Source organism: Actinoplanes sp. NPDC051633, from assembly GCF_040681735.1.
Lineage (GTDB): Bacteria > Actinomycetota > Actinomycetes > Mycobacteriales > Micromonosporaceae > Actinoplanes.
In genome coordinates this window covers 1-1,518 of record NZ_JBFAZH010001540.1, presented here as the reverse complement: position 1 = coordinate 1,518, position 1,518 = coordinate 1, and the positions used below count along the sequence as shown (strand labels likewise).

The 1,518-nt window shown below is 74.1% G+C and carries 2 pseudogenes; both read right to left on the bottom strand.

What is annotated here, in order from left to right:
• Positions 1–368, bottom strand: a pseudogene (locus AB0M20_RS42930) (hypothetical protein); the annotation flags it as partial.
• Positions 365–1,518, bottom strand: a pseudogene (locus tag AB0M20_RS42925) (cell division protein FtsK); the annotation flags it as partial. The pseudogenes AB0M20_RS42925 and AB0M20_RS42930, both read right to left, overlap by 4 nt.

Here is a 1,518-nt window from a genome sequence, read left to right as displayed (position 1 = left end):
GTCTGACGCGCCCGCTGCAGGGCGGCGAGCACGGCGGCCGGCCCTCCGGCCACCGACGGCACGGCGAGCGCCTCGTCGGCCGGTGTCGGCAGGAGTCCGTTCTCGGGTACGCCGAACTCGCGGATCAGCCGCGCGCGCTGAGGGGCCAGCCGCGCGCGTACCCCGGTCAGCTCCTGCTGAGCGGCCTGAACCGCGGAAGCGTGCTCGGTGCTCACCGCGCTCGCGGCCCGCCGGACGGCGTCGAGGCGCTGCGCGGCGGCCAGATAGTCGGCCCACGGACCGCCGGCGGCCGGACCACCCTGCCCCGGACTCCCCTGGGCGGGAATCGGGATCTCGCTCGTCGCCGGCTCGGCCGTCGGATCGCTCACGGCTCCTCGTTCTCGGGCGTGACGAAGGGGACCACCACGGTCGACTCGTCCGCCTGACGATCGTGCAGCAACGCGCGGTTGGGCCTCGGCTGCCACTCGACGGGCTTGCCGATCATCAGCGTCACGTCCTGTTGCGGGCAGTTGAGGAACATCAGCCCGGACACGGCGTCGCGGCCCGCGCTGCCGCCGGTCTCCTCGGTGAACCGCCGCAAACCGCGCCACCACGACAGCAGGTGCACGCCGCGGCTCGGCCCCTCGCGCAACACCTTGCGCAGCGTCGGCAGCGTCCCGGGGCTGGCCGCGTCCATCCCGAACACCACCAGGTAACCCGGCGTCTCCAAGGTCAGCTGCGCCGCCAGGCCGGGCGCGCCGACCGACACGACCTCCTGGCGGTGGCCGATCTCGACGGCGAGGTCCTTCGCCAGCTCGTCACCCTCGGCGACCAGGGACGAGATCACAAAGCGGGCGGTACGCGGCGCATGAAAGGCCGCCACGCTCAGCGCCGCCGCCTGCAACACCTCGGCGCCCACCGCCTGGGAGCCGAAGATCGCCAGGTGCCGGCCCGGCGAGGCGTCCAGCGGGAAGGCGGCGCTGGACAGGTTCACGTCGACCACCCGGCCGACCAGCGCGGCGGGTCGCCCGGCGCGCCCGGCGAGCGCGGCCCGATAGGTCGGGTCGTCGGCCAGGTGCTGGTGGGCGTACCCGGCGAAGATCCGCGGCGCCGCCGACTCGGGATCGCGGGCGCCCCACAGCTTGTGCCGCAGATCGCTGAGGGCCGCCTCGTCGGCGTGCGGGTCGGGGAAGCGCACCACCCGCTCGTGACCGCGGGTCGCACCGCGTGGCCCGCCGAGGCCGCCGGCCGTGTTCACCACCGCCGTGCCCAGTGGCAGACCGGCCGCCGAGTCGTTCGTCGGCTCCAGCACGTCCCCGCCGCCGGGAAGGGCGACGCGCACCGGGAACTGGCCGAAGATCGAGTCGCGCTTCGAATAGAGGGCCTCGATGCCGAGGATGGTGTGGCTGGCCAGGATCAGATGGATGCCGTACGACCGGCCCTTGCGCGCCAGCGACTCCAGCAACCCGACGGCCTCGGTCGCCATCGGGTCGTTCCCGGCCAGCAGGACCGGGAACTCGTCGATCACGCACAGGATGC